We start from the raw sequence: 19974 nt of genomic DNA on the forward strand, positions 1-19974 counted from the left end.
CGCGCGGTTCGCTCCGCGAACACAACGCGCCGCCGCTACGCGGCGGAAAGGAATTCGCGCTCCGCGCGAATTCGGTCAACTCCGTTGACCGGGGCACGAATTGCTCCGCAATTCGGCCGATTGGAATTCGCTCCGCGAATTCCAAAGGCTGGCTAGGGGATTGGGGGGTGGCTCCGTTTCCTGGTGTCTAAATCCGAAATCGGGGAAATAGTATCGAATGTGACGAGTACTCAATTCCTGACCGCCAATGCCGATTTCGAAAATCACCCTTCCTCCCTTCCGTGCCCGAACTCACTTCGACCCAACCAAACTGAGGGTAGCTCAGAGCGCCGCGTCAGCGCATGGCCGAAGAATAATCCTCGGGCCCTCTATGAAGCTCTGAGCGATGTAGCGCCTGATCGGGCACTCTTGCGCCTCGACAGCTGCCGACCCGCTCTCGCTGTTCCACAGCGGACACCCCCTCACCCGACGGCCCATCAACAAGACCGACCAGCACAGACTTTCGGGCTCTGGGCCGGCTACACCGTCCTCTGGTTCGTTAATCATGAGTGACCGGATCAGTCGAGGCGCGGGGACGATTCACTCAGTTTCCGAGCGGTGCGGAGAAACGCGGGCCAGCAGCCGCTTCACAGTCCGGGTGCCCGCCAGGCCGCACAAGGCAACCGCAACCCACTCATCGACCACCCCGAGCAGCGGCTGACCTCCCCCGCACCGCAGCCGTGACCAACTGGCCGCCGACTGGCACAGGCTGCGGGCGCGACCGACCTTGCGGCCGCCACGGGGCGCTGCCCGACCAGATCGCCTGCGCGATGCCGGAGCCCAGCAGCGGCGGCAGTGATGGAAGCCCTTCGCCCTGTCCCCGCAGGGGGTTGCTCATCAGCGTTGGGGGAACCGTGCGCATGCAGTTCGCGGCGATCCTGGGCGTGCCGACCGGCGGGAACCTCTCCTGCTGAGGCACTGAACGCTGCCAACCCCCATAAGACGGCCGCGGGCGGGGAGAGCCACCCTCCCCCGGCCCGCGGTCATGTCACGTCCGGTCGGCGGCGGCAAGCTGTTCCTGGAGCCGGGCGTGGCGGAACTGGTAGACGGCCCCCGCCTGGCGCAGGACGCCCCGCCGATGAGCTTCGTCGAGGAACGCCATGAGCCGCCACGGCAGCCTGCCCATCCCGCACAGCCACAGGCGGACAACGAGCAGCCAGCCCCAGGCGCTCAGGGCGATGGCCAGCAGGCCGATCGGCAGCCAGACGACCATGGGCAGCCCCATGCTGCTCTGACTCATCGGCAGCGACCTGAGCAGGAAGACGCCGAGCGTGGTCCCGAACGCCATCACGACGATGCCCCGCGTGACCGCCGTCGCCCTGTCGCTGCGCAGGCCCGCCAGTGGGCTGGACGCCCGTGCGATGTCGACCGGAGTGGCCAGCCACCGGTGCACCCCGGCCGCGACACCGGTGATCACGCCGATGCTGAGGCCGAATGCCAGTCCGAAGGTCAGCGCGGCTTCGAAGAGGCGACGGGGAGGGACGGCGTACAGCCAGTCCTCGACGCGTGGTGGCAGTTCGTTCTGGAACCCGGTGTCGTCGGCGAAGACGCCGTTGGGCAGCCCCACGCGCACGTTCGTGTAGCTGCCCCGGGAGAGGTGCAGTTCGATGGGACCGTAGAAGGTCGTGCATTCCGGCTCGTGCGCGCAGTCCCGGACCTCGTCCGCTCCGAACCTCGCGTAACTCCTGCCGTCCCACGTGCTGACGACTCCGAGCACCGGTCCGGGAGTACGGACGAACCGCGTCCCGTCCGGGTGCCGGCCGTAGTGCCAGCCACCCGTCGTGAGGGCGTACGCGCCTCCGTCCGCCGTCCGGTGCACGACGGCGCCGGACGGGAAGTCGGCGTTCATGGAAGCCCGTGCGCCCAGCGTCGAGGCGTGGGCCAGGCCGAACGCGGCCCCCAGACACAGACCGCCGAGCAGACCGACGGACAGCGGCCGCAGCAGGGCCGGGCCGGGACGACGGCGTCGCTCCCGCCTGATCACCGGTGCCGCCGCCCGGCCGGTGACGCCCGGCCACACGGCGAGCGCGACGACGAGCCCGGCCAGCGCGCCGATCGCCAAGGACACGGGCTCGGAGACGAATTCGGTTCCGAGTACGAAGGCGACGAAGGCCGCCAGCAGGACGGCTGCCACGCTCAGCACGCCCAGGACGGGAGACCGGAGCCTTTGGCGTCCGAGAAGCGGCATGGTGGACGGGCGGACGTCTCCGGCAAGACCGAGAACAGCGAGCATCGTCGCGGTGGCAAGACCGGCGGCCATCGCCGCGGCAACCGGGCCCAGCCGTCCGCCCGCGTTGAAATGGATCGGGTTGAAGTCCCCCCAGGCGAATCCGAGACTGCCGACGGACCCGACGGCGACCCCCAGGGGCGCGGCGACCGCGACCGACAACACCAGCTCGCGCGGTATCCGCCACCGTCCGGCCGGCTGCCCGGAAAGACGCGCCACCCGGCCGGGTTCCGCCCATGTGCGGCCGCGCGACAGGACCACGTGTCCCGTACAGACCCCGGCGACGAAGGCGAGGGGTGTCGTGGGCTCCCCCAGGCCGACGGAGACCGCCGTCGCCATGCATCCCAGGAGCAGCACCGGCCCAAGGCTCCTGAGCAACCACGGTAGTGCCAGCCGCAGTTCCCACCATGCCAAGTCGCGGGTCCGCCGCCGCTCCAGGTGCCGGGCCAGAAAGCGGAGCCAGTGCCCGGCCCGGTCGGCGTCGGGGGCGTCCCCGAAGGCCGCGGGTACGAACGCGTCGAGGAGGTGCTGCTCCAGCGCCTCCGGGCCGGAGAAGCGCCCGCCGTCGAGCAGTTCCATGGGGTCGGCGCCGGTGTCGCCGTACACCGTGCGGGCCATGGCCACCATCAGCGGTGTGCCGAGGACCTGCTGCAGGGCGGCGCCGGACGGGTCCCCGGGGTGTTCGCGCAGCCGTGTGAGGACGGGGTCCCAACACGTCGAGCGCTGTCCGTCGCTTCCCCTCAACGGGCGGGAGGTACGCACCAGATAGCGGCTCGCCTCCTTGAACGACAGCGGCTGGAGCTCGACCACGGCCGCGGAGGTGAAGACGTCCCCTGCCTCCACCACCTCCCCGTACACCTGCGTACGGCAGGTCAGCATCACCGGACTGCCGGGGTCCAGCTCCGCGTTCAGCCGTCGCACGGCGTGGGCCCGCAGGGGTGCGGCGAGTTCGTCGAGACCGTCGAGGACCGGCAGGATGCGCTCGGCGGCCAGCAGCTCGCCGCCCCAGGTGGCACCCGGGTACGTCTGCGCGATATGGGCCGCCATCCAGGCGCTCAGCGTCTCGCGGTCCGGCTGCCAGGCGGCGAGCGGGAAGACCACGGGAACGGGCGCGCCGGGCTGCCACCGCTCCAGCGCGTCCAGGGCGTAGCTCGACCACGAAGGAGAACTTCCCCTGGTCGAAGACACGTTGATCCGCCTGAAAGCCGAGCATCTGTCGAGGGAGCGGGATGCCCCGCAGGTGCCAGTCCTCGCAGACGCTGAGACCGCTTGCAAGTCTCCTACGCTCATGCCGGGCTGACGCAGCCGAGCAAACTTGCTGTCGTCCGGGGCAAGTTGCGGCATAGCAGGTCAACGACCCACGCGCCAGAGATCCACAAGGAACGCTGCAAGTCAACCACTCCCCCGCAGCCCTCCGAACCTACTTTGAAGTGCTGCAGCTCAGAGGCCATGCGAGGCAAAGTTTCATCTATCGCTGGTCGTGACAGGTAGCGTGGTCAATGGCCGTCGTTCAGGCGGCGATGCGCTCCGCGGTGCTCGTCTCAGGGCGGCTGTCCACGGCGCTGGCCGCCAGTTGCGCGCCGGCACCCTCGTCGCTGAGCTTCTGGGCGAGCGACTCGGCCACTTCTTTCTGGCCCGGCGTGGTAGGCGAGGCGGGCGGCGTCCAGCAGCAGCGGCGCATAGCTGGTCTCCTGGCCCCGGGCCTCTCCTTCCGGGGCAGCCACAGCGGTACGCAACGCAGCGGAGATGTCGTCGATGATGGTACGGATGCGCAGCTGCACCGCCAACAGGCGCCCGGTCGCAGAGGGGGCTGGTGGTTCCGCTGCGACGATGACCATGCGGTCGACATCAACATCAACATCAACGTGATACCGGCCAAGCGGAAGATGTCCGTGGGCGAACTCGCCGAGCGCGTCGGGATCACCCCGCGAACCTGGCCGTACTCAAGAACGACCGCGCCAAGGCGGTGCGCTTCGCGGACCCTCGCCGCGCTCTGCGAGGTGCTGGAGTGCCGGCCGGGGGACCTGCGCTGGGAGCCGGAGGGCGACGGGTGACGCGGTCCGTCGGCGGGAGTCGACCCGGCCGTGGCCCGATACCGCCCGAAGGCGAGAAGATCTGACCATGGCACCCTCAGCACAGCAGGCACCGGGCACCTTCGACGAGCTGGTGGCACGGCTCCAGGAGCGCCTCGACAGGCTCACCCCTTCACATCGGCTGCTCGCCGAACGGGTCATGGCAGACCCGGAAGGCGTGGCGTTCATGACGATCTCCGATCTGGCCTCAGCGGTCGGTGTGAACGAGGCGACGGTGGTCCGGTTCGCCACGGCCCTGGGACTGCCCGGCTATCCAGGGCTGACCCGCCTGTGCCGGGAGCGGCTGCGTGAGCAGGCCCAGCTGCTGCGGCGGTACGACAACCTGGAACAACTGAACCTCGAGGGCAGCGACCTGCTGGACCGCGCCGCCGCCCAGGACCGCGCGAACGTCGCCCGTACCTTCGCCCGGATTGACCGCGCCGAGTGGGACGCCGCGGTCACGGCCCTGGCGAAGGCGCGGCGCGTCCATGTGATGGGCCTGCGCAAGTGCCACGCCCCGGCGTATCTCCTCGGCTACCTCCTGCGCATGCTGCGCGAGGAGGTGGAGGTCGTGGCGGGAGGCGCGGGCACGCTCACCGACGAGCTGCGGCGCGTGCGGGAGGGCGACTGCTTCGTGGCGGTGTCCATCCACCGCTACTCCGCGGAGACGGTACGCGCCTTCGAGTGGGCCCGGACCCGTGGGGCCCGATGCGTCGCGCTGACCGACAACCCGGGCTCCCCCCTGGCTCCCCTCGCGGACCACGCGTTCTTCATCGATGCCTCCGGCCCCGCGGTCCTGCGCTCCATGACGGCCTTCACCTCGCTGGTCCAGGCCCTCGCCGGCGGTGTCGCCCAGGCCGCAGGACAGCAGGTCCGCTCGGCGCTGCTGCTGGAGGAGGAGCTGCTGGAGGAATTCGGCGTCTACGCCGTCGGGAACCGGCGCGCGGTGCCGGGCAACTCGCACGAGTCGGCACCGGAGGCGGACTGATCCCGGCTCCGGGTCCCTCGGAACACGCCCTCACAGCGACGCGGTCAGGCAACCAGCGCGTCCTGCGGGACGCGCACCGCGCACCCGGTGCGCGCCACTATCTCGCCGGCCTCGACACCGGGAGCCGTTTCGAGGAGGTGCAGTCCGTCGTCGTGTACCTCGAAGACACCGGGGTCGGTGATGATCTGCTGGACGCACGCCCGACCGGTCAGCGGCAGCGTGCAGCGTTCCACGAGTTTCGGGGAGCCGTCTCTGGCGGTGTGTTCCATCAGGACGATCACCGGCGGGCGCCGTGGACGAGGTCCATCGCCCCGCCCATCCCCTTGATCATCTTGCCGGGGACGGTCCGGTTGGCGAGGTCGCCGCCCGAGCTGACCTGGAGGGCGCCGAGGATCGCGAGGTCGATGTGGCCGCCCCGGATCATGCCGAACGGCAGAACGGAGTCGAAGAAGGAGGCGCCGGGCAGCACCGTGACGGTTTCCTTGCCGGCGTTGATGAGGTCGGGGTCGACGCCTCCCGCCGCGGGCTCCGCGTCGTCGTCCGGGTACTGGCCCAGGCCGAGGATGCCGTTCTCCGACTGGAGCACCACCTCGACGCCGAGCGGCAGGTAGTTGGGGACGAGGGTCGGAAGCCCGATGCCGAGGTTGACGTACGAGCCGTCGGTGAGCTCGCGGGCGGCCCGCGCCGCCATGTCCTGCCGGTTCCATGCCGTGTCTGTTCTGCCCCACGAGGGTCGTGGCGGCGCGGGGCCGCCGGAGGGCCGGGGTACGGCCGATCAGGGACGCTCAGCGGAGCCGGACGGTCCGCTTCTCGATGTGCTTGTCGGCGGCCTGCTCCGGGGTGAGGGCGAGGACGCGCTGGACGAAGACGCCGGGCACGTGCACCTCGTCCAGGTCGAGTGCGCCGGGCTCGACGAGTTCCTCGACCTCGGCGATCGTGATCCGCCCGGCCGTGGCGACCAAGGGGTTGAAGTTCCGCGCGGAACGGGCGAAGACGAGATTGCCGTGACGGTCTCCACAGGCGGCCCGGACCAGGGCGAAGTCGGTGGTGACGGCGTGTTCGAGGACGAAGTCGGTGCCGTCGAACGACCGGACCTCCTTCGCTGGTGAGGCCGTCTCCACACCGCCGTCGCGGCCGTAGCGCCACGGCAGACCACCGTCGGCGACCTGCGTGCCGACGCCGGCCGGGGTGTAGAAGGCGGGGATACCGCAGCCACCGGCCCGCAGCCGTTCGGCCAGGGTGCCCTGCGGGACTAGTTCCAGTTCCAGTTCCCCGCCCAGATACTGGCGGGCCGGCTCGCCGTTCTCGCCGACGTAGGAGCCGTTGCCCGGGCATCCGCCCCGCGTCCAGCAGGACGCCCAGGCCGATCCCTTCGACGCCGCAGTTGTTCGACACGACCCGCAGGTTCCCGGCTCCCTGTTCGTACAGGGCATGGATCAGTACGGACGGGATGCCGCACACCCCGAAGCCGCCCACCCCCAGCGACGCTCCCTCGGGAATGTCCACGACGGCCTGCGTCGCGCTCGAAACCGTCTTGTCCATCTGCGCACTTCCTTCCTTCGGCGCCGGCTGCTCGGATCTGCCCTGCGTCCGGATCCCTGCGTGCGGATCCGTGGGTTCGGATCAGCCCTGGGTGAGGCCGGTGAGGGCCTCCCGCAAGTGGTCCAGGGAACCGGCGATCCAGGGCAGGGTCAGCGGGGCGTCGCCGCGCAGGGCGGTCCAGCGCTCGTCGGCCGACTCGCCGTACAGCAGGCTGGTGGCGACCCGGGCGCGCAGTGCGCGCGGCTCGTCGCCGAAGGCTTCCCCGGCGAGGAGTCCCACGCCGTACCGCTCCAGCAGGACGTGCGCCAGCTCGGCGCCCGTGGTGATGCCCTGGCGGGCGAGGTCGTCGCGGACGGGCTCGAAGTCGGGGTAGAGGTAGAAGCCGGCCTGGGGAGCACGGCAGAGAGCACCGGCGCGGATGAACTCGTCGTACACGGCGCGGGCCACCGTGGCATGGAGGCGGCGTGCGGCGGCGATGTGGCCGGTGACCTCGTCGGGGTCGGTCAGGATGTGCGCCGCGGCGGCCTGCATGGGGGCGGCCAGGCTGGACCACACCTCGCTCGCGACGCCGATAAGGTCGCGCATGAGTTCGACACCCCACTGGTTGTCCGGAACGCGGGCGAAGCCGATGCGCCAGCCGCCGAGGGCCATCGACTTGCTCAGGCCGCTGGTCACCACGGTGCGCTCGGGCAGGTACGCGGTGGCGCTCGGGGCGGGCTGTCCGTCGTGGCAGAGTTCGGCGTAGATCTCGTCGGACACGACGGCGAGGCCGTGGCGCTCGGCGATGGCGCACACCGCACGGACGTACTCCGCGGGCGCGACGGTGCCGGTGGGGTTGTCGGGCACGGTCAGCAGCAGCACGCCGGGGTTGGCGCCGGCGGCCTTGGCCTGGGTGAGGGCCTGCTCCAGGAGCTCGGGGTCCGGGATGCCACCGCACTCGGCCGGGATCGGTACGTCGATGACCCGCTTGCCCACGATGGCCGCCTGCGCGGCGTAGCTGACCCAGGCGGGGCAGGGCAGTACGAGGTCGCCGGGGAGCGCGGCCAGCAGCGCGAACAGCAGGGCCTTGCTGCCCGGGGCGAACAGCAGCTGGTCCGGCTCGGTCGGCAGGCCCCGGCGGCCGAACCATCCGGCGGCGGCCTCTCGCGCTTCCAGCGAGCCGACGACGGCGCCGTAGCTGTTGCGTCCGGCGGCCCGGGACACAAGGGCGGCGATGTCGTCGGGTACAGGCAGTCCGGCCTCGCCGAAGCCCAGGTGGAGCACTTTCTCACCTGCCGCCTTGCGGGCCTGGAGTGTCTCGTTGATCGCCAGGGTCGCTGAATGCATGGTCACGGGATCCCACTCTCCTCGGGTGGTCGCGCTGCAAGAATACATACGTGATTCCGATTTTATGCAAATGAACTTGCATCATCATCGAATGAAGTCCCCGACCGCCCTGGGGTGCGGGCGATCGGGGACTTCCCCGCTCGGGCAACGGCGCATCAATCCGAGCGGAGTCGACGGGCGTGCCGCCCGCAGGCCGCCCCGGAGTCGGCCCGCATGCTGCGCGCAGTCCTCACGGAGTGGCAGGCGCGTACGCACAGGCCCCCGCCCGGGGGTCCCGGGCAGGCTGCGCGCAGGCCGTCATGGAGCGGGGACGGCGGCGTCCTCGGGGGCGGGACGCGATCCGGAGGAATCACCCCGGGGCCGTACCCGCTGGTGGATGAATCCGGCGACCACGGTGATGGCGGTGACGAGCAGCGTCAGCATCAGGGAGCGCCGACTCCCCCCGCTCACGGCCATACCGCCAATGACGGCCAGCAGCCCCACCAGCGCCAGGATGTCGAGATACGGGTACGCCCACATCTTCACGCGGCGGTTCTCGAAGCCACCGCGATCGAGCCTGGCGCGACCGCGCAGGTGGGTCACGACGATGGCCAGGTACACGATGACCGCGACGCTGCCCGAGGAGTCGAGGAGGAACTGGTAGACGGCTGCCGTCGGCAGGAAGTAGTTCGCCACGACGGTGACGAGGCCGACGCTGGACGCGGCGATGATGGCGGGGGCCGGGACACCGGAACGCATGGTGCGGGTCAGCAGCCGGGGTGCTTCGCCGCGTTTGGCGAGCGAGTGCAGCATCCGGGAGGAGGCGTAGATCCCGGAGTTGAGGCAGGACAGCACCGCCGTGAGCACGATGAAGTTCATGACCGTGCCGGCGTACGGGATACCGAGGTGGTCGAGGACCGCCGAGTACGGGCTCTCGGTGACCGCGGTCGAGTTCCACGGGAGCAGGACGACGACCAGGGCGATGGAGCCGATGTAGAAGAGCAGGATCCGCCAGACCACACTGTTGATGCCGCGCCGTACCGCGCGAGCGGGATCCTTGGCCTCGCCGGCGGCGATGGTGACGACCTCGGTACCGAAGAACGAGAAGAACACGATGAGGGACGCCTGCAGAACGGTCAGCCAGCCCTCCGGGGCGAAGCCTCCCTGGCCGGTGAGGTTGGACGCGCCGGGCGCGGGGGTTCCGGGGACTGCTCCGAGGATGGCCGCGAGTCCCAGCAGGAGGAAGGCCACGATCGCGGCGACCTTGATCATGGCGAACCAGAACTCGAAGGTGCCGAAGAACTCCACCCGGGCGAAGTTGACGCTGATCAGGGCGACCATCAGGACCAGGGCCGCGAGCCAGGTCGGGATCGAGGGCAGCAGCTGGTGGGTGATGGCGGCCCCCACGACCGCCTCGAAGCCGACGGTGACGCACCACTGGTAGGCATAGAGCCAGCCCACGGAGAGCCCTGCCCAAGGACCCAGGTCCCGGCTGGCGTAGCTGGAGAACGACCCGGAGTCGGGCTGCGCCACGGCCAGTTCCGCGAGCATCCGCATGACGAGGATGACGAGCACACCGATGGCGGTGTAGGCGACCAGGACGGCGGGGCCGGCCTGCTTGATGGCGCTGCCGCTGCCGACGAAGAGGCCGGCGCCGATCACACCACCGATGGCGATCATCGACATCTGGCGGTTGCCCAGCGCCGGACGCAGGGTGGCGGATTCGACCGGTGGACTCGGTCTGCTGGGGTGCTGCATGGGGACTGCTCCTCACCGTGGCAGGGGACGGGGACACACTTCGGGGCGGGGGAGGCACACACATGGACTGCAATTACGCTTGCGTCTACTATTGATCCTGCAATCTCATTGGCGTCAAGCCTCTTGCGAGTTCCATTCCGAAAACTTCGGAGGCGAACGTTCCGCGAACATCGGGGATGAACGCCGGAAAGGCGCGGTACATGAGCGTCGTCGTACGTGAGCAGCAGCTGGCCGGTCTGCGCTGGCTCGTGGTGTCGGGACCCCGGCGGGCGGTGTTCCAGGCCCTCGGCGAGACGGCCAGGGCGGACATCAGGGCCGTACAGCAGGCCATGCCGGAGCGCGACGGCCTGAGCCGCCATGTGAGCACCGAGGACGGCGGTGCCCTGCTCGAGCGCGTACTGCGCGCCACGCGCGAGCGCCATCCGCAGGAACTCGCGGAGCTGGAGGCCCTGGCGGAGGGCGCCGGAGTCGACTTCGACGACCTTCTCCTGGCCAACCTCCGCGGCGACCTGGGCACAGGCGACGGAACCGGGTGCACCGACCTGATCTGGCGCGGCGACCGCTCCTTCGTCGCCCACAACGAGGACGCCGCGCCCGCGCTCGACGGCCGTCTGATGCTGCTCACCCTGGCGATCGACGGCCTGGAGCCGGTCACGGTCCAGTGGTATCCGGGGTTCGTGCCCGCGAACACCTTCACCGCCACCGGTCATGGACTCGTCTGGGGCATCAACCACATCCAGGTCGTCCATCCGGTGGACGGCGGCGCCGGACGCCACTTCGTCGCCCGCGCCATGCAACAGGCCGCCACCCTGGATGCGGCCCTGGACCATCTCTGCACGCGCCCCAGCGCGGGCGGCTTCTCCTACGCCTTCGGAGAGCGCGCCACCGGTCGGGTCGCCATCGCGGAATCGGCAGCCGGCCTGACCGCCGTCGTCGAGTCGACACCGGCCGAACCACTGCACTGGCACACCAACCACCTGCGCCATCTGCCCGACTCCCTGGACAGGGCGCCGGAGGGACCCGCGGACGGCGTCGCCCCCTCCACCGACTCCCTCGGCCAGTACGAGGAGAGCGTCGCGCGGGGCCGCGCACTGGAGAAACTGCGCCCCGAGGGGCCCACGCCGTCGAGCGCCTGGTTCCTGAACACCCTCACCGGAGCCCCACTGCCGTGCGGCGTCCATCGCACGGCCGCCGACGGCGACCCGCTCATGACCCTGTGCACGGTGGTCGCCGACCTGACCGCCGACCGCATCGTCGTACGCGGCCCCCAAGGCGGGACCGCCGAGCTCCCGCTGTCCGACTTCGCCCGGGGCATCGCACCCGAGCGGGCCGCGGAGCCGCCCTCAGCCCGGGCGAGTTCGCCGGACTCGCCGACCCCGAAGTGATCACCATGGTCATCACCTTCGCCGTCATCGCCTCCGCCGAAAGCATCCTCAGTGCCGCCGCCGTCGACAAGATGCACGACAAACCACGTACCCAGTACAACGCGGAACTGTTCTCCCAAGGCGTCGGCAACACCCTCTGCGGACTGGGCTCACCGCTCATGACCGCAGTGATCGCCCCCCGACGGGGGACGACACCGCACAGCTCACGTGCCGTCCGCCGGCCCACGGCGCAGTTCAGAGCCGCAGGAGGCCCACTCCGGTGCCTTCGTAACGACGATGCAGCGGTCCCGGACTACGTACGGCCACGACAACGCCGCCCCGCCCGTCTACTGGGGTCTCGAGGACGACAAGGCCGCGCATGCCTACTGGTAAGGAGTCCGAGGGTGAGGTCGCGTCGAGGCGACCGCAAGTGACCGCAAACAGGCCGAATCTGACCCACTGAGACGTACGCGCTGCGGTTACTGACCGTTCGGCGTACGGTTCGTTCCTCCGCCTCCAGACCCTCACCTTGCACTTCGGCGAGCAGTACACGGCCGTCGACCTGCGGTCCACACCAGCTGTCCACCGGTCCCCGCACACCGGGCACTCCATCTCACCGGCGCCGGCCTTCACCGCCGCCAGACGCTTGCGTAATCGCCGTTCCGTACGCCACTGCCTGGCACGACACGACCCAGGCCAGAACCGGGCCTCAGGCCGGGCACCCGGCCTGAGGCGTTCGCCACAAGCCCGACAGATCCTGTCCCGGGACCGGCCGACGCCCTCGGACACAAGGCCACCACAGGCCCCAAGGCTACTCAGGAACGGGGATCAGAAACAGGTACTCATGCCCCCAGGTGACGGCGGCACTTGTAGGGCAACAGCCGTCAGCCGGTGGGCCGGCCTTGCAGGGGACCCGTACACCCGACGTCCGTGGTGCGTGGCGCAGCCGCCCAGGCTGTGGTGAGGGGGCTTGGCGGCTCACCACGCGGGTGCGCCGCAGTTGGGCGCATGTTTCAACGGGGGCTGCGGTAGCGCGACGTACAAGAAGACCAGCAGCAACTCGTACGCCCCCCTCAACATGTCGGTCAAGGACAACAAGTGCGACGGCCATCCCGTCTACCTCCGGGCCGGTGTCCTGGACGGCACCTACCCGCGGGGATACTGCCCGGGCTTCGGGCCGCCAGTGGTGAGGCGGCCGTCGGCCGCGACTCGGGCGGGCGTGAGCCCACCGGTCACGCGCCGCCCGGTCTCCTGTGCGGCGGCGATCATCTCGGGCAGCGGGGCGGGGAACTGCTGGAACTCGTCGGAGTCGGCGAGCAGGTGCCGGCCGGCCCCGGCCTGCTCGCGCGGTGCGTCGCGGGGTTCGGTGCTGGTGTGCTCGTGCCACGGGCCGGTGCTGCCTGTCCGGATGCTCAGTGGCCGATGTCGCGGGCACCGGCTTCGACGAGCCCGCTCTCGTAGGCGAAGATCACGACCTGGGTGCGGTCGCGCAGGCCGAGCTTGATGAGGATGCTCGACACGTGCGACTTGACGGTCGCGGCTCCGATGAAGAGTTCTTCGGCGATCTCCGAGTTGCTGGACCCCCGTGCGACGGCGGCGAGCACGTCACGTTCGCGGCCGGTGAGGCGTTCCAGGCGGCGTGAGACGGCGGTGTTGACGTTGGGCGGCGCGGCGAACCTGCCGATGAGGCGCCGGGTGATCGACGGTGCCAGCAGTGCCCCGCCGTCGGCCACGGTGCGGACGGCGGGGGCGAGTTGTTCGGGTGGGATGTCCTTGAGCACGAAGGCGCTGGCACCGGCGCGCAATGCCTGGTAGACGTACTCGTCCGGATCGAACGTGGTCAGGATCACCACCCGCACGTTCCAGTCTGCTTCGGCCAGGATCCGGGAGGTCGCCTCCAGGCCGTCCATCTCGGGCATCCGGATGTCCATCAGGATCACGTCGGGGCGGTGCCGGCGTGCCACCTCGATCGCCTCGAGTCCGGTTCCGGCCTCGGCGACGACCTCGATGTCGTCGTGGGTGCGCAGGATCATGGTGAGGCCCCCGCGGACCAGTGCCTGGTCGTCGACCACGGCGACGCTGATGCTCATGCCGGCTCGCCTCCGGTGGGCAGGTGGGCGACGACGCGGAACCCGCCGCCCGCGCGCGGCCGGGCGTCGAGGGTCCCGCCCAGCAGCAGTGCCCGCTCCCGCATCCCGACGATGCCATGGCCTTGCGCACCGCCCCGGGTGAGGCCCGGTCCGGGTGGGACGGTGGCGCCGTGACCGTCGTCGAGCACCTCGATGACGATCCCGCTCCGGTCGGCGCCGAGCCGCACCTCGGTGTGGGCACCGCGTCCGGCGTGCTTGAGCACGTTGGTGAGCGCCTCCTGGACGATGCGGTACGCGGACAGGTCCACGCGCGCCGGAAGCCGGCCCGGCACCGCCTGTGCTGTGGGCAAGGAGTCCACCAGCGTGACGTCCACACCCGCCCTGCGGACCTGCTCGAGGAGCTGGGCGAGATCGGCGAGGCCTGGCTGCGGGCCCAGCCCGTCGGGGCCGGTTTGCGGTCGCAGGACCCCGAGCAGGTGGCGCAGCTCGTCCAGTGCCTGGCGTCCCACCTCCTCCACCGCCGCCATCGCCTGGCGGGCGCCCGCGGGGTCCTCGGCGGCCACGGTCCTGGCTGCGCCCGCCTGCACCGTCATCAGGCTCACCCGGTGGGCGACCACATCGTGCAGCTCGCGCGCGATACGGGTCCGCTCCTCGGTGACGATCCGGCGGGCCTCGGCGGCCTGTTCCCGCAGCAGTTGGGCGGCGCGCTCCTTGCGCAGGCGCAGGCGGCGCCCGACGTACCACGCCCCGGACAGGAAGACGGCGCCGACGACAGCTGTTTCCACCCACGGGGCCGGATCGTCGAGGGCATCGATGTTGACCACGACGATGGCCACGGCGAGGCCCACCTGGCCCCACCGGTCGTTGGTGGTGTGCCGCCCCGCGCTGTACAGGGCGATGATCGCCGCCCCGCCCACGTCCGTGTTGCTGCTTGCGAGCGTCATGGCCCAGGCGCCCAGCGTCACGCCCAGAACGGCCAGGGGCGCGCGCCTGCGCCAGTACAGCGCTGCGCCGGCGGCGGCAAACACCGGCAAGGCAGCGAACGGGACATCGCCGAGGGGGCGGATGACCAGCATATCGCCGGGTCCCTCCACCACGAACACCATGGCGAGGAAGGTCACGGTCGCCAGGACGGCGTCCGCGCTGCGGGGCCAGCGGGTGAAGGGGCCCCGGAACCTGCCCGGGGCATTGCCCAGCGGCGTCAGGGATCGCAGCGACGCGCGGTTCACTATCGCTCCACGGTAGGGCGGGCGGTGGCCGCGCGGGTCGTCAGCGGTCACCGGCTCACCGTAGGCCAGGGTCGCGGGCGCGGTCATCAGCCTGCAGGCGGATGCGGCTCTCCGCCCTGCGGGGGGAGAGACGCGCACCGTCCACCCGCACGGCCCGCCTGCGGAGGGGAGCGCCGCCCCGCCCTGAGGCGGGCGACGGTGCCGCTCTGGGCACGCACAGTAAGACCACGCCGTCACCGCCGGCACATGTGCCGTCCGGCCCGCGCCACCGAAGGAGCACCGTTGTGCATCGCCTCATCCGCCGCATCGGCGACGCCAGCGCCCGCAGACCCTGGGCCACGATCGGGGCGTGGCTGGTCACCGCCGCCGTCGTCATCGCACTGGCCGCTGGTGCCGGTGGTGCGTTCGTCGACGACCTCGTCGCTCCCGGCAGTGAGAGTGAGCAGGCGATGGAGCTCCTCGAGGAGCGCTTTCCGCAAGCGGCCGACGGCAGCGCCGTAGCGGTTTTCGCCGCGCCGCCCGGGGAGCGGCTGGAGCGCCACCGGCCCGCCGTCGACGCGGCCATCGCCCGGATCTCCGAGGTGGAGCATGTCGACGCGGTGGTCGATCCGTTCACCGCCGGCACGGTGTCGCCCGACGGGCGCGTCGGCTTCGCCGACATAGCCTTCGACCTGCCGTCCGGCGACCTCGGGCCGAAGCCGCTCGGCACGATCAGCGACGCGATGGAGCCGGCACGACACAGCGGCGTCGCGGCCGAGCTCGGCGGCGAAGCAGCGTTCATCAACGCCCAGAGCGAAACCTCCGGCGCGGAGGCGGCCGGTCTGCTGGCCGCAGTGGTCGTGCTGGTCGTCGCGTCCGGGACGATCGTGGCCGCACTGGTCCCCATCGCGCTCGCCCTGGTGGCCGTCGCCGTCGGCCTCGGAGGCATCCTGCTGCTGGCCAACGCGATGGACGTCTCAAGCGCCGCGCCGACGATCGGCGCGATGATCGGGCTCGGCGTGGGCATCGACTACGCCCTGTTCATCGTGGCCCGCTACCGCGAGAAACGCGGCGCAGGCCAGGACAGCGCCACCGCCCTGTCGAACGCCATGAGCTCCTCGGGCTCCGCCGTCGTATTCGCAGGCGGCACCGTCGTCGTGGCGATGACCGCGCTCGTACTGACCGGCGCGGGCTTCCTGGCCTCGATCGGCCTCAGCACCTCGCTGGTGGTGCTCTTCGCCGTGGCCACCGCGCTGACACTGCTGCCGGCACTGCTGTCGCTGCTCGGCGACCGCATCGACGCGGGACGGCTCATGCGCCGCCGACGCCTCGTCAAGCGGCCCCAGAACACGGCATGGTGGCGCTTCTCCCACCGCGTCTGCGGCCGGCCATGGCCCTACCTGGTCCTCGCCTCAGTGGCGCTGCTCGCGCTGGCCGGGCCCGCGCTGCGGATGCAAACAGGCTTCCCCGACGCCGGCGACGATGCGAGGAGCACCACGCACCGTCGCGCCTACGACCTGCTGGCGGAGGGGTTCGGCCCGGGCATCAACGGCCCGCTCCTGCTCGTCGCCGACCTGCGCAGCCCCGGCGTGAGCGCCCAGACCATCGAGGCGCTGTCGAAGCGCGTCGCCGCCGACCCCGGCATCGCCAAGGTCGGCACGCCGCGGCTCTCCCCCACCACAGACACCGTCGTGCTGCCCGTGATCCCCACCACCGCGTCCTCGGACGCCGAGACGTCCGCGACCCTCGAGCGCGTCCGCGACCTGCTGCCCGCCAATGTCGCCGTGTCCGGCCTGACCGCCATGACCGACGACCTGACCGAGCAGCTCGCCGACACCCTGCCGATCTTCATCGCCGCGATCCTGGCCGCGTCCTTCCTGCTGCTCATGGTGGTCTTCCGGTCCATCGCGGTGCCGCTCAAAGCCACCGTGATGAACCTGCTGTCGATCGGCGCGGCCTATGGCACGGTGGTCGCCGTGTTCCAGTGGGGGTGGCTCAAGGACGTGTTCAACCTGGACGAGACGCTCCTGATCGCCTCGCCGCTGCCCACGATCTTCTTCGCCGTCCTGTTCGGCCTGTCCATGGACTACGAGGTCTTCCTGCTCTCGCGTATCCGCGAGGAGTACGACGCCACAGGTGACAACGCCGAGTCGGTGGCGCGCGGCATCGCAGGCACCGGCCCCGTGATCACCTCCGCCGCGCTGATCATGACGGTGGTGTTCCTCGGCTTCGTCGCCCACCCGTCGCCGATCGTCAAGATGATGGGCCTGGGCCTGGCAACGGCGGTCGTGCTCGATGCGACGATCGTCCGCATGGTGCTGGTGCCCGCGGCCATGGCGCTGATGGGCCGTGCGAACTGGTGGATTCCCCGCTGGCTCGACCGTCGGCTGCCGCACCTGAGCAAAGAGAGCACCGGCATCCCACGCCGGCCCGAGCCCGTACTCGACGACACATCCGAAAGGGCTGACGCGACGGCATTGAAGATGCCGACGACCGGCAGCTGAGCACGGCCATCGCCCGCTACGGACGCCGTCGGGCTGTTCACCGCACGCGCCGCGGACCACCGTGCCACGGTGGTCCGCGGCGCGGCGGCCGGTGCACCGGCTGCAGCCGGCCGCGCGCTGACGCGCACCGGCCTGCGATCCGGCCACCGATGAGCTGCACTGGACCGTCCGCCACCGGGTGGGAGAGCCTCATCCACCGCCAACGCCCCGATCGGGCCGCGCAACTGAGCCAGCCGGGCACGGCGGCAAGAGGGGAACCGGCGCATGCGGCGCGTGGGGTGACGCAATGCCCGGTGAGGGTCAGCGTGCTGAGGGGCCTTGCCGAGTCCGGCGACGTTCGTGCCGGGGCCAGTTCCCGGCCGTGGCGGGTGGGCGAGCGCGGCGGGCCTCGTCGGTCCCTCGGCGGCAGCGCCCGGCTTTGCGGCCCCGGCCAACCGAGCGGGATTTGCGGGCCGGTCCGGCATGGTGCCGGGCCGACGGCACGAGGTGACCGGATGCTGGCGGCCTCCGAGCCATGCGGGAGAGACCGTGGACGACCCCAGCCTTCAAGGAGCCGGGAAATTGGCGACCACCGGCGCGGGCCAGGACACTTCCAGTCAGCCGGGGGTCATCGGCATTGCGCTCGCCGCCGTGCTCACAGCCGCGCTCGCACAGGGTTCCTGGCAATGGTTCGCCACCTACGTCGGGGTGACGCTTCTTGCGCTGATCTTCACCTTCTACCGGCTGCCGGCATGGATGCCTGGCGCCCTGTCTGCGTACATGCGGAATCTGACTGCGTACTCGCTGGTCGTCGGCCTGTGCGTAGCGATCACATTGGCCCCGGCGCTGCAGCGCTGGGCGTGGCTGTTCCCGATGCAAGGCACCCGCGGCGCGTGTCCTGAGCTGGGCAGGTACGAGGGCATCCACGCGGAGGCCGCACTGGCCAACCTGGCCGGCCGCGACCCTGCCGCCATGACTCACGCGCAGGAAATCCAGAGCGAAGCCGCCGTTTCCGACTGCCTTTCGGCCACTACGACCCTGTGGCTGCCGGTCTACGCGGCCGGGGCGGCCGTACTGGTGGGCCTGTGCGCGTGGTCCCTTGACCGGGCTCGGGTCAGGAAAGAGGCGGCCGCGGCCGGCCGGCCTCGCCAGGGCTGAACGCGAGTGCGGACATGACAGGACGGCGAGGAGCAGCTGCCGGGCCGCTGCCGGCCTGTGAGCGACCGCGACGATCGGCACCATGACGGTGATGAGGCATGGGTCCAGGTCAGACGACATGGCCAACGGTGATGCTCAACCGGCCAACTGACGTGCTTGCCGGGGACCTTCACGTTTCAACACCGGACCTGCGCACATGTCGAGCCACGTTTGTGCAGGTCATCGCATTCTGTCGGTTCCTCAAGGGGGCAGCGGCAACGCCTGGGTGCGGTCGCACAGGAGCAGCTGCTGCCTGGCACAGAGGTCACCGGGGCGCGTTGCGAAAGTGACTCAAAGGGTTCGTTCGGTGTCTGGTACGGGTCGTGTGATGCTGGCGTTATGACTGATCAACGCGAGGCTGTCATCGTCCGCTGGCCAGGTCAGGGCCCTTGTGAGGAGGCCGGCTTGGCCGAGTTGCTGGCGGCCTACCATCTGCGGACGGAGGCCGAGAAGGGCGAGGCTGTGGCCGATGCGGACGGGTTGCCGGACCGCTACCGGGCAGAAATCTCGGACCCGCGGACCGCGTTCGCCGACGATGTCGTGCTGGTGGCCCTGAGCGGGGACACTGCGGTGGGCTGCCTGGTGGTGAAGGCCCCCGTGGGCGGCCGGTCAGAGGCCAAGAGGCTCTGGACGGACCCGGCATTCCGGGGCGGGGGCATCGCGTCCGCTCTGGTCAGCGCCGCGCTGGCACATTGCGCGGAAAGCGGCGTCAGCACGGTAGGGCTGTCGGTGTGGAAGTGGCGGGCGGGTGCCATTGGCCTCTACGAGCGGCTCGGTTTCACCGTCACCGAGTCCTGGGACGAGCGGGATCAGCTGGTGTGCATGGAGCGTGCCGTGTGAGTGGTCACAACCACTCGTTGATGGCTGCGACCCGTACGGTTGCCTCGTAGCGGACGGCACGCCCGGCCGCACCGCAGACACCAGAGTCGTCCTGCGGCCACCGTTAGAAGCGAGCCCGGCCGCGTCGATGCCTGTCTCGGCCCCCTGCAGCCCGCCGTTGGCCTGGGCACCAAATTGAGTCAGCATGCTCCTGGAATTCGGCGGGTTCAGCGCCCGCTGATCGCCTCGGCGCAGACCTTGTGGCAGGGCTCGCTCTGGTCGTCGAGGAGGATCGAGCAGTGCGGCGTGGGGGGAGCGGGGCGCCCCTCCTCCCCTGTCAGCCGGTGCGTCCGATGTGAACGACGACGATGGTGACGGTCCTGTCGGTGATCTCGTAGAGAACGCGGTAGCGGCCGACGTGCATGCGGCGCAGGTCGGGTGAGCCGTATTCGGCGGTGCCGTCGGGCCGGGGGTGGTTGGCGAGGAGTTCGATGGCGTCCATGAGCTGGCGCAGGCCGTCGGGGTCGTCTGTGAGGAACTGGGCGTCCGCGTTAATCGCGGGCTCGTCCCAGACGATCTCGTAAGTCAAGAAGTCGGCTCCAGGCCCAGGCGGATGCGTACGTCATCGTGGGGCACGGTGGTAGCGGTGCCTGCTGTCTGCCGGGCGCGGTACTGGGCCAGAGCGAGGTCGTCTTCGAGGTCGGCGAGTTCCTGCGGGTTGATGAGGACGGCGGCGGGCTGTCCGTGGTCGGTGATCGTGATCCGTTCGCGGGCGTGGGAGGCTCGGCGGACCAGCGAGCCGAACCGTGCGCGCGCTTCGGTAATCGGCAGCGTTTCACTCATGTACAGAAGTGTACACTTCACGCGGATTTCGGGAAGGGG

Annotated in this window: 13 protein-coding genes and 3 pseudogenes; 7 read left to right on the plus strand and 9 right to left on the minus strand. The window is 70.5% G+C overall.

Translation table 11 applies throughout. From position 1 onward, the window contains the following. Nucleotides 1-1027 precede the first annotated feature (1027 nt). Nucleotides 1028-3454: a hypothetical protein gene (locus ACH492_RS32870; RefSeq protein ID WP_398991967.1), complete on the minus strand. Its 2427-nt coding sequence runs from the start codon at nt 3452-3454 to the stop codon at nt 1028-1030. A 311-nt stretch (nt 3455-3765) separates the two neighbouring features. Here ACH492_RS32870 and ACH492_RS32875 point away from each other — a divergent pair, with 311 nt between their 5' ends. Both ACH492_RS32875 and ACH492_RS32880 read left to right on the plus strand, forming a co-directional pair. Beyond that, nucleotides 3766-4320: a helix-turn-helix domain-containing protein gene (locus ACH492_RS32875; protein ID WP_398991969.1), complete on the plus strand. Its 555-nt coding sequence runs from the start codon at nt 3766-3768 to the stop codon at nt 4318-4320. A gap of 67 nt (nt 4321-4387) precedes the next feature. Next, entirely contained in the window at nt 4388-5326 is a 939-nt protein-coding gene (locus ACH492_RS32880) for a MurR/RpiR family transcriptional regulator (protein WP_398991971.1), read from the plus strand. Between the two features lie 44 nt (nt 5327-5370). On the opposite strand, the pseudogene ACH492_RS32885 reads toward ACH492_RS32880, so the two are convergent. The 4 genes and pseudogenes from ACH492_RS32885 to ACH492_RS32900 form a co-directional block, all read right to left on the minus strand. After that, a pseudogene (locus ACH492_RS32885) lies at nt 5371-6017 on the minus strand (3-oxoacid CoA-transferase subunit B). A gap of 94 nt (nt 6018-6111) precedes the next feature. Continuing rightward, nucleotides 6112-6868, minus strand: a pseudogene (locus ACH492_RS32890) (CoA transferase subunit A). Between the two features lie 81 nt (nt 6869-6949). Next, nucleotides 6950-8194: a pyridoxal phosphate-dependent aminotransferase gene (locus ACH492_RS32895; RefSeq protein ID WP_398992198.1), complete on the minus strand. Its 1245-nt coding sequence runs from the start codon at nt 8192-8194 to the stop codon at nt 6950-6952. 297 nt (nt 8195-8491) lie between these two features. Continuing rightward, the gene (locus tag ACH492_RS32900; protein WP_398991973.1) at nt 8492-9931 is read right to left on the minus strand and encodes an amino acid permease; all 1440 of its coding nucleotides are present in this window, start codon (nt 9929-9931) and stop codon (nt 8492-8494) included. Between the two features lie 200 nt (nt 9932-10131). Here ACH492_RS32900 and ACH492_RS32905 point away from each other — a divergent pair, with 200 nt between their 5' ends. After that, complete coding sequence (locus ACH492_RS32905; protein WP_398991975.1) at nt 10132-11316, plus strand: C45 family autoproteolytic acyltransferase/hydolase; 1185 nt, start codon at nt 10132-10134, stop codon at nt 11314-11316. Continuing rightward, a pseudogene (locus ACH492_RS32910) lies at nt 11280-11492 on the plus strand (SulP family inorganic anion transporter); the annotation flags it as partial. The gene ACH492_RS32905 and the pseudogene ACH492_RS32910, both read left to right, overlap by 37 nt. 1215 nt (nt 11493-12707) lie before the next feature. Here the strand turns inward: ACH492_RS32910 and ACH492_RS32915 are convergent. Continuing rightward, nucleotides 12708-13385, minus strand: coding sequence for a response regulator (locus tag ACH492_RS32915; protein WP_398991977.1), 678 nt, complete (start codon nt 13383-13385; stop codon nt 12708-12710). Further along, a complete protein-coding gene (locus tag ACH492_RS32920; protein WP_398991979.1) occupies nt 13382-14665 on the minus strand; it encodes a sensor histidine kinase in 1284 nt (427 codons plus the stop codon). Before ACH492_RS32920 ends, ACH492_RS32915 begins: the two co-directional genes overlap by 4 nt. A gap of 233 nt (nt 14666-14898) precedes the next feature. On the opposite strand from ACH492_RS32920, the gene ACH492_RS32925 reads away from it, so the two are divergent. The 3 genes from ACH492_RS32925 (at nt 14899) to ACH492_RS32935 (ending at nt 19113) form a co-directional block, all read left to right on the plus strand. Beyond that, the gene (locus ACH492_RS32925; RefSeq protein WP_398991981.1) at nt 14899-17097 is read left to right on the plus strand and encodes an MMPL family transporter; all 2199 of its coding nucleotides are present in this window, start codon (nt 14899-14901) and stop codon (nt 17095-17097) included. Between the two features lie 561 nt (nt 17098-17658). Further along, complete coding sequence (locus ACH492_RS32930) at nt 17659-18234, plus strand: hypothetical protein (RefSeq protein WP_398991983.1); 576 nt, start codon at nt 17659-17661, stop codon at nt 18232-18234. 378 nt (nt 18235-18612) lie between these two features. Beyond that, nucleotides 18613-19113: a GNAT family N-acetyltransferase gene (locus tag ACH492_RS32935; RefSeq protein WP_398991985.1), complete on the plus strand. Its 501-nt coding sequence runs from the start codon at nt 18613-18615 to the stop codon at nt 19111-19113. Between the two features lie 316 nt (nt 19114-19429). Here the strand turns inward: ACH492_RS32935 and ACH492_RS32940 are convergent, their stop codons facing one another. Beyond that, nucleotides 19430-19681, minus strand: a complete 252-nt coding sequence (locus tag ACH492_RS32940) for a type II toxin-antitoxin system RelE/ParE family toxin (protein ID WP_398991987.1) — start codon at nt 19679-19681, stop codon at nt 19430-19432. Then, nucleotides 19678-19935: a type II toxin-antitoxin system Phd/YefM family antitoxin gene (locus tag ACH492_RS32945; RefSeq protein WP_398991989.1), complete on the minus strand. Its 258-nt coding sequence runs from the start codon at nt 19933-19935 to the stop codon at nt 19678-19680. The genes ACH492_RS32940 and ACH492_RS32945 overlap by 4 nt, the downstream gene beginning before the upstream one ends. Between the last annotated feature and the right edge of the window lie 39 nt (nt 19936-19974).

It is taken from the genome of Streptomyces sp. NPDC019443, assembly GCF_044389785.1.
GTDB lineage: Bacteria > Actinomycetota > Actinomycetes > Streptomycetales > Streptomycetaceae > Streptomyces.

Excerpts from the sequence above, each read along its gene's own strand:
- ACH492_RS32875 (WP_398991969.1), top strand. The coding sequence starts at position 3,766 with ATGGCCGTCGTTCAGGCGGCGATGCGCTCCGCGGTGCTCGTCTCAGGG.
- ACH492_RS32895 (WP_398992198.1), bottom strand. The coding sequence starts at position 8,194 with ATGCATTCAGCGACCCTGGCGATCAACGAGACACTCCAGGCCCGCAAG.
- ACH492_RS32880 (WP_398991971.1), top strand. The coding sequence starts at position 4,388 with ATGGCACCCTCAGCACAGCAGGCACCGGGCACCTTCGACGAGCTGGTG.
- ACH492_RS32915 (WP_398991977.1), bottom strand. The coding sequence starts at position 13,385 with ATGAGCATCAGCGTCGCCGTGGTCGACGACCAGGCACTGGTCCGCGGG.
- ACH492_RS32905 (WP_398991975.1), top strand. The coding sequence starts at position 10,132 with ATGAGCGTCGTCGTACGTGAGCAGCAGCTGGCCGGTCTGCGCTGGCTC.
- ACH492_RS32935 (WP_398991985.1), top strand. The coding sequence starts at position 18,613 with ATGACTGATCAACGCGAGGCTGTCATCGTCCGCTGGCCAGGTCAGGGC.
- ACH492_RS32900 (WP_398991973.1), bottom strand. The coding sequence starts at position 9,931 with ATGCAGCACCCCAGCAGACCGAGTCCACCGGTCGAATCCGCCACCCTG.
- ACH492_RS32945 (WP_398991989.1), bottom strand. The coding sequence starts at position 19,935 with ATGAGTGAAACGCTGCCGATTACCGAAGCGCGCGCACGGTTCGGCTCG.